This window comes from Peribacillus sp. Bi96 (assembly GCF_918698115.1).
Lineage (GTDB): Bacteria > Bacillota > Bacilli > Bacillales > DSM-1321 > Peribacillus.
Map to the genome: position 1 here is coordinate 1 of NZ_CAKKLV010000054.1, position 8084 is coordinate 8084.

Below are 8084 nucleotides of genomic sequence, written 5' to 3' on the forward strand. Positions count from 1 at the left end.
TTTGTTTATTCATCATAACACGCTATTGATTAGTTGTCAACTTCTGCGAAGTTTTAAACTTATTTTAAATCGCTGTGTTTTTCAGCGACCATTTCATCTTATCATTTTCATAGTAAGAAGTCAATAGTTATTATTTCTTTCAGTTAATCTACCAAAAGTGGATGAAGTTTTTTGTTTGTCATACTTGGTGCTTATTTATATTAATGCTTTCGAACCTTAAAGTCAACTCATTTCAAGCAATTCTTTATTAATTAATTTATTCAATTATATAGAGGTATTAAAGGTACCGTCAGGACTATGGCTTCTCCTTAAAAACACATCCACCAAAACCTTCTCGATCCCTGTTCATTTCATCCAATCTTTCCTTCAATCGACATCCATTATATTAATATCAAAGACCCATTTGAATCACACTTCCCTTCTACTTAATATCTGCATTTAACGATATCTTTAAAACCATATGAGAAAAAGCCTTCGATAATTAGTAGAAGAAAACTGAAAGTTGGAAAACGAAATTAACAACTGATTGTCCTTAATAAATGGGGTAAGTGATTTTAGAAATAAACGCTTATCTCTCGCACATTCATTGTCCAAATATTATAAAATATTTTTTTACAATTTTACTTTCTTGTACTATAATAAATTTATTTTAAAAATTTCAGAAAGACTTTTAATCATTATAAAAATAGTTGGGAGAGGGATTTATAAATGATTAATAAAAACACATCCTTGAGGATGCAAAGTATCGTTTTTATTGGCTTTATGGGGGTAGGAAAAACGACGATCGGACAGAAAGTAGCGAGGAAACTATATAGGGACTTTATTGATATAGATCAAGAAATTGAAAAGGAATTCAATATGCCCACTACAGAAATATTCAAGAAATTTGGGGAAAAAGCTTTTCGCGAAAAAGAAAAAAGTGTGATCGATAGCTTTAGTCAACAACAATTGAAAATCATTTCCGTTGGAGGCGGGGCATTCTTACAAGAGGATATACGGAATATCTGTTTATCTAATTGCATCGTCTTCTACCTTGACTTATCTTGGGAATACTGGAAAGAGAGAATAGGCTTACTTATTGATAGTAGACCCGTTTTACAAAGTCGGACCCTTGAGGAAATCGAAGAACTCTTTTACACGAGGCAGGAAATATACTCATACCATCATTCAAAAGTGAATACCAATGATCTTGATGTTGATGAAGTGGCAGACTTTATAGTCGATTCATTGAAAGTGGCCTGGGATATTTATGAACCGCTCAAATAAGTCACTTTCCACGTTTTAAATCAATGCCCCCAATAAAAGAATAATAGAAAAGATGAAAAGGATACAGCGATAAGAATACCTACCCTTACATCCTGTAAACTAATCACCTTTTTATTTTTCTTTATTAGGAAGACTCTCTAATAATCAGTTCTGGGTTTAATATGATACGCTGTTGTTCACGTTCGATTTTCTCCATTTGCTGGTACAAGAGATTCGCTGCCTCTTTTCCAATACGTCTAGGAAATGAAGAAATGGTCGTTAACGGAGGATGATAGATTTCTGCGACTGGAACGTTATCGAACCCTACGATATCTATATCTATTCCAGGATTCATTCCCTTCATCCTTAATCCTTGCATAACTCCGAATGCTATTAAGTCGCTAAAGCAAAAAATGGCAGTTGGAGGATTTGGATTCTCAAGTACTTTCAATACAGCCTCCAGCCCTCCCTCCCGTGTGGGGGCACTATCTATCACCAACGATTCATCCACTTCCAATCCCGCTCTTGAAAGGGCTTCACGGTATCCCTCCATTCTCTCGATCCAGGTAGAGGATTCCTTGATGCCGCCAAGGAGCGCAATTCTTTTATGTCCCTTTTCAATGAGATGATTAACAGCAATTCTGGCTCCTTCTGGATAGTCAATGCCTACATAATCGCTATTCACTTCCGGTAATTCTCGAACAGCAAGGACCATCGGCGTGTCAATCTCATTTAATCGTTCAATTGTATCTTGTGAACTTTCAGAGACAGGACAAAGAATCAGGCCTCCCACCCTATGTTCCAACATCGTTGAAAGGAGATGGTCTTGCTTGGCAACCGAATCGAATGTCGTTCCCAGCAACACCGTGTAGCCGACCTCATCCAATGCATCGTGAACACCAATAAGGAATTCAGAAAAAAAGGTGTTTGATATGTCAGTAATAATGATTCCTACAGTATCAGAACTCTGCGACCTAAGGTTTGCAGCAATTCTATCATAAACATAGCCCAATTCATGCATGGATTTTAAAACCTTTTTTCGCGTCGCTTCCGAAATTCGAGGGTTATTACGAACAATAAGGGAAGCAGTGGACGTAGATACGCCAGCATGTTTCGCTACTTGTTGCAACGTAACTCGACCTTTTTTGGATTGTTTCATAGTTCAATCACCATCTTGAATGTATTTTTGATGTATTTATTATGCTGTTACTATAATAATAATATAGTTACTCTTATTATTATACCCTTGCTTTTTGGACAGGGGCATTTCATCATTTAAAACCCCGTAATACATCTCTTTACACTATTCATTGTCGCCACACTAGTTCTAGAAGGTTAATTTTTAGTAATCCATCACAAATGGTTAATCATAGTCTGGTGCTGTGTCAATTTTTTATACCGATAATTAACAAAAGCTGCTGCTAGGATTCCTATGGTTGCAATAAAACAATCGAATAGAAATATATGCGATATATCACCACTCTTAGCAATTAACCCTGTTGCAATTGGTAAAATGACGCTCGCCAAACTAGAGGCTGTTGCAACGATACCCGTTACGGTTCCTTTTTTCTTCCAGAAAAGTTCAGTCATTATTGCAATGCTTAATTGAAATATCCCAGCTGTTGATGCTCCAAGGAAAAAGGAGGTAATACTTAAGACAATCGGTGATTGAACCGTTAATATAATGATCACTGTTAGTAAAGTAATCATGGGATAAAGTAATATCACTGTCACGGGCTTGATCACCTTGTTTAATAAGACGGATAATAGAAGGACGGAAAGAAGCGATCCAACACTATAATAGCTCAACAATTTAATGGAACCGGAAGTCGACATTCCTGCGACTTCGTGGCCGAAACTCGGCAACCATATTTGTGAAACGGTAAATAATGCAGTGGAAGTAAATCCAATAAAGATTAGCGCAAGTCCTTCTCCCCAGAATTTAGGTTCAGTTATGAACCTATTACTTTGTATATCGTCTTCCTTACTGACACGACCGGATTTGCTTGTCGGGAATGAAGCGGAAAGCATAAAAAGCATATTAATAAAATAGATGACAGCCGGCACTAAAAATGCTAAGCCATAAAATAATTGATTCTTAGAGAGAAACAAGATGATGAAAGGTAAGATGGTTGCACCCAGTGAACCAAAAGCCTTAACCATTACACTCGCGGAACCTGCAGATTTAGGAAACATTTCCGTTAGCGCCGGATATGTTCCAGCATCCATGGCAGAGTTGGAAATGCCCGCAAGCAAAGCAAAAACAAAGGCTATTTCATATGTGGGGGAAAATGGAATCCCAATTAAAAAAACTCCCATAACGATCGAGGAGATAATGATTAATGGCTTTCTTCCGAATTTATCTGATAATACTCCCGATAGACCGTACGTGAGTAATCTGCCAATCCCTATTGCGGCAATGAGATAACTGATGCCAGTTGAATCTGTATCCCATTGTTCTGTTAATGAGGACATGTTTGAGGCGAGGATTATATTAACAATCCCCAACAAAAAATAGTTAATATACATACCTGATGCCGCTTTAAAATACTGATTTTTCATTATTACACCCCTATAATAAATCACGTTATGATATTTCTCCCCTGTAACACTTATTTAAACATCCAATTTATATTTGCATTTTGTATTATAGTCTCCCCTTTATGTTATCCATTTATATGAAAACCACTTTTCAAAAAAAAATGCTAAGAAAAACAAGGAATTTCACTCCCTGTTTTTCTTAGCTCCGAGAATTAACGCACACAATTTGCTGCAAATATTACTTATTCCATTCACTTATGATGCACAGCATGTATGAGAAAACCTCAATTACGATAAAATGGAGGACAATCTTCACAGTGGAAGCTTCTTATTCTGCAAACATTTGCTCTTTGATGTAATCTACCGGCATTTGTTGACCTGTCCATAGTTCAAAGGCCAATGCACCTTGCCAGAGCATCATCCCTAGACCATTAATGGCTGTAGCACCCGCAGCTTCAGCTTGTTCCATTAGTTTAGATTTACGTGGAATGTAAACAACATCCGTTACGATTAAATCGGGACGCAGCATTGATTCATCTTGAATGACACTTAAACCTTCAAGTGGTTTCATACCAACGCCCGTTCCATTTGCCAGAATATCACTTGTTAATATTTCAGCCCTTAATTGTTCAATATTTTCAAGAGGGTAAACATTCGCTTTCATATTTAAGTGCTTCATATCTTCATTGATGATTCGTACATTCTCCTCTGCTTGCGGGAAGAAAGCATCATCACGTGCAAAAATGCTAATTTCAGCTAATCCTTCTAACGCAGATTGAATGGCAATGGGAGTAGCGGCCCCACCAGAACCGATAAGAGTCATTTTCTTTCCTTTAATATCTATACCATGTTCTTTTAGGTTCCGAGTATACCCCATTCCATCTGTACTGTGACCTATGAATTTTCCATCTACATTGACAACTGTATTAACAGCGCCCGAAAATTTAGCACTGTCAGCCAATTCATCTAGGTATGGAAGGATTTTCATTTTATTTGGCATAGATACGTTAAACCCTTTTACATTTAATGCACGCATACCTTTTACCGCATCTTCCAACTGTTCATTTCCAACCTCAAATGCCAAATAGGCGCAATTCAATCCTAATTTATCAAAAGCCAAATTATGCATGGCGGGTGACAAAGAGTGTCCGATAGGTGTTGCCAGTAATCCTACTAATTCTGTTTTTCCATTTATTCGTCCTAGGTTTTCCATGTTCTATTCCCCCTGATATTATGGTTTTATATAAATTCCTTCTTGGAAGAAATTTTGAAATTTAAATATTTTGATCAATGATTTCCAGTACACTTCTTAATTGAGTAACAGGAATTTGTCCTGGGGCAGATGCTTCTTTTCCGGCGCCGAATGTACAAGCCGATCCAAATACCGCACCTGATAATCGACTGACCAGGCCAGTACCCGCCATTGACATCGTAATGAACGGACGATCCGCATATTTTGTTTTCATCGTGTGGGTTGCATCCAATAATACGAGTACATCACCGACACTTTGAGGCATTACAGCAATTTTGGGGATATGAGCTCCAAATTCCTGCATTTTACGCAATCGGTAAATGATTTCTTCCTTTTCCGGTGTCTTATCGAAATCATGGTTACACATAATTACGTATACGCCATTTTCCTCTGCTATCTTCACAGTCTCTTTTACTGCAGATTCTTCAAAAAACAACTCTACATCTACAAGGTCAATATTCTTTGTTCTGATCGCTGTATGAAGTAGTTGAAAATAATATTCATCAGTGATTTCCTTGTTCCCGCCTTCTTTATGGCTTCTAAAAGTGAAAAGAAGCAGAGTGCTTGGTAAAGCACCTCTAAGTTTTAAAATCATTTCCGATACAGCTTCTAAGTTTTCAACATGTTCATACACGTCTACTCGCCATTCAATGATATCCGGCTCTAAAGCATTTACCGTTTCAACTTCTTTCAGTAGTTCTTCCTCCGTTGTCCCCATCAGTGGAACAATGATCTTTGGAATCCCTTCTCCGATCGTTACGTCTTTGATGGTAATGGTTTCCATGCATGTTTCCCCCTTTTATCCTTCTCATCAGCTAATCCACTGATGTTTGCTTCGATTCCTTAATTTGATGAAACTTTAATGACCTTTTTATATCGATAGGCAACGAATACGGCCAATAATATACTAACTACCGCAATTGCTACGTCAAACAAGAAGACTGCAGTTAAACCTGCACTCTTAGAAATGATACCTGTAACGAAGGGTATGATGATAAAGGCAGAGCTAGCTGCAATGTTTACATATGAAGTAATCGTCCCTTTATTGGCAGGGAAGAATTCTGTAATGATAGTCATGGCTAATTGAAAAACTCCTGCAGTTGAAAGACCTATGAAGAAAGTACTCAAGACCGTCATAAATGGTTGTTGGATGTAAATGAGTGACAATAAAGATAATGCAGCAATAATTGGATAGATAATCATGACGGTAATGGGCTTTATTACTTTATTCAAAAGAACCGCTAGTAAAATGACAGAAACAAGGGATCCAATGCTATAGTAACTAAGCAATTGAACAGCCTTTGCCTGGGTAAGCCCCAATACTCCTTGTCCAAAGTTCGGTAGCCATACTTGAACGAGCATGAATAAAGCTGTTGAGGTGAAGCCTAAAAGTATGACAGCCAATCCTTCCTGAGCAAACTTCGGTTTTGATAGAAATTGGTGTTGAACCCCTGCAACTTGCTCGTCATTTTGGGTTCCATTTGGAGCTTTATGATTTGGGAATGAAACCTTAAGCAAGAAAAGTCCATTAACAAGATAAACAGCAGCCATTAAGAAGAATGTATATCCGTAAAACATGTCTCTAGCTATGAAGAACGCCATGATGAAAGGAAGAAGTGCCGCACCAACTGAAACGAATGCTTTTACTAAAACAGTGGCGGAACCTGCTTTCTTTTGAAAAGCTTCAATAAGGGCTGGATAAGTACCAGCATCTAAAAATGAGTTTGCAATACCAGCGCATACGGCAAATATAAATGCCAACGTATAGTTAGGAGCCAAAGGTATACCTATGAGGAAGATAAGGTATATAAAAGATGCCGAAACGACAAATGGCTTCCTTCCTAATTTATCCGACAATCTACCGGCGAAAAACAAGGAAACCAATTTACCAATTCCTATAGCAGAGACCAAGTAGCTGATCCCCGATGCACTTGTATTTAATTGTTCGGACAAATTTTCCATATTTGATCCAATGATAATATTGATCATGCCTAAAATAAAATAGCTAATATATAAACCTGTTGCCATTTTTATATATGGATTTTTCATGAAACACACCCCTATGTTAGTTATTCAAAAATAATCAAAATGCAATTTGATTCTTAAGCCTTTCAGAAGTTTCCCCCTTGCCCCATATCATAATTTAAGAAACAAATTACGTTCATCGATTAAAAACAATACACTTCATTCAGTTAACGACTTCAGTTAGGTATATCGTTCTACTAACTTTATTACACACTAGTATATCGTTCTACTAACCATTTCGAGAATTGGTATATCGTTCTACTAACCTCGCATTTGGGTATATCGTTCTACTAACTAATTAATTCTTTACTCGTATTAAACTATGGATGATACTGAAGTAAAATAGTTAACTTTATTTAGTATATCGTTCTACTGAAATTATTATACTGCTCTAATTTACGTGTGTCAAACTTATGAAGCAGTCCTCCATAACTATGAAGCACTTTCCTTATACCAATATTTTAAAATTCTTCCTAGAAGCAATAAAAACAAGAAATCGTTCCAGTTTAATGCATCAGCTATAGGTCCAACCAATATAAGCATGAATAACGATAACGCTAGAACGCATTAATTGGTTTGTGGACGCTTCAGGTCGAATTATGTAGTGTTTAGGACGAATTATTTCACTTTAGGCCGAATCAGAAGCCGATTTGCCTTATTTTCAAACCATAGAGACACAAAAAAAGACCAGCCGGATGGCTGATCTTTAAAATGGCTTGGCGGCGTCCTACTCTCACAGGGGGAAACCCCCAACTACCATCGGCGCTGAAGAGCTTAACTGCCGTGTTCGGAATGGGAACGGGTGTGACCTCTTCGCTATCGTCACCAAACATATCAGGAACGTTGTTCCTTCAAAACTAGATAATAAGAAGGTATTTCATTTTTCAAAAAGCGTTGGTTAAGTCCTCGATCTATTAGTATCAGTCAGCTCCACATGTCGCCACGCTTCCACCTCTGACCTATCAACCTGATCATCTTTCAGGGATCTTACTAGCTTGCGCCATGGGAAATCTCATCTTGA

Annotated in this window: 6 protein-coding genes and 2 rRNA genes; 1 reads left to right on the top strand and 7 read right to left on the bottom strand. The window is 37.4% G+C overall.

The window, feature by feature from the left end; genetic code table 11:
- Positions 1 to 708: 708 nt before the first annotated feature.
- The gene (locus LQ203_RS26990; RefSeq protein ID WP_230162974.1) at positions 709 to 1266 is read left to right on the top strand and encodes a shikimate kinase; all 558 of its coding nucleotides are present in this window, start codon (positions 709 to 711) and stop codon (positions 1264 to 1266) included.
- A gap of 124 nt (positions 1267 to 1390) precedes the next feature.
- On the opposite strand, the gene LQ203_RS26995 is transcribed toward LQ203_RS26990, so the two are convergent.
- From LQ203_RS26995 to LQ203_RS27025, 7 genes are all read right to left on the bottom strand, one after another.
- Positions 1391 to 2404 carry a LacI family DNA-binding transcriptional regulator gene (locus LQ203_RS26995; RefSeq protein ID WP_230162976.1) on the bottom strand — a complete coding sequence of 338 codons (1014 nt, stop codon included), beginning with the start codon at positions 2402 to 2404 and terminating at the stop codon, positions 1391 to 1393.
- A 194-nt stretch (positions 2405 to 2598) separates the two neighbouring features.
- Positions 2599 to 3807 (bottom strand): MFS transporter, encoded by a 1209-nt coding sequence (locus LQ203_RS27000; protein WP_230162978.1) that lies wholly within the window; start codon positions 3805 to 3807, stop codon positions 2599 to 2601.
- A 307-nt stretch (positions 3808 to 4114) separates the two neighbouring features.
- Positions 4115 to 4999, bottom strand: a complete 885-nt coding sequence (gene aroE / locus LQ203_RS27005) for a shikimate dehydrogenase (protein ID WP_230162980.1) — start codon at positions 4997 to 4999, stop codon at positions 4115 to 4117.
- Between the two features lie 61 nt (positions 5000 to 5060).
- A complete protein-coding gene (gene aroD / locus LQ203_RS27010; protein ID WP_230162982.1) occupies positions 5061 to 5822 on the bottom strand; it encodes a type I 3-dehydroquinate dehydratase in 762 nt (253 codons plus the stop codon).
- 59 nt (positions 5823 to 5881) lie between these two features.
- Positions 5882 to 7087: an MFS transporter gene (locus LQ203_RS27015; RefSeq protein WP_230162984.1), complete on the bottom strand. Its 1206-nt coding sequence runs from the start codon at positions 7085 to 7087 to the stop codon at positions 5882 to 5884.
- Between the two features lie 690 nt (positions 7088 to 7777).
- A 5S ribosomal RNA gene (gene rrf / locus LQ203_RS27020) occupies positions 7778 to 7893 on the bottom strand.
- Between the two features lie 64 nt (positions 7894 to 7957).
- Positions 7958 to 8084, bottom strand: a 23S ribosomal RNA gene (locus LQ203_RS27025); the annotation flags it as partial.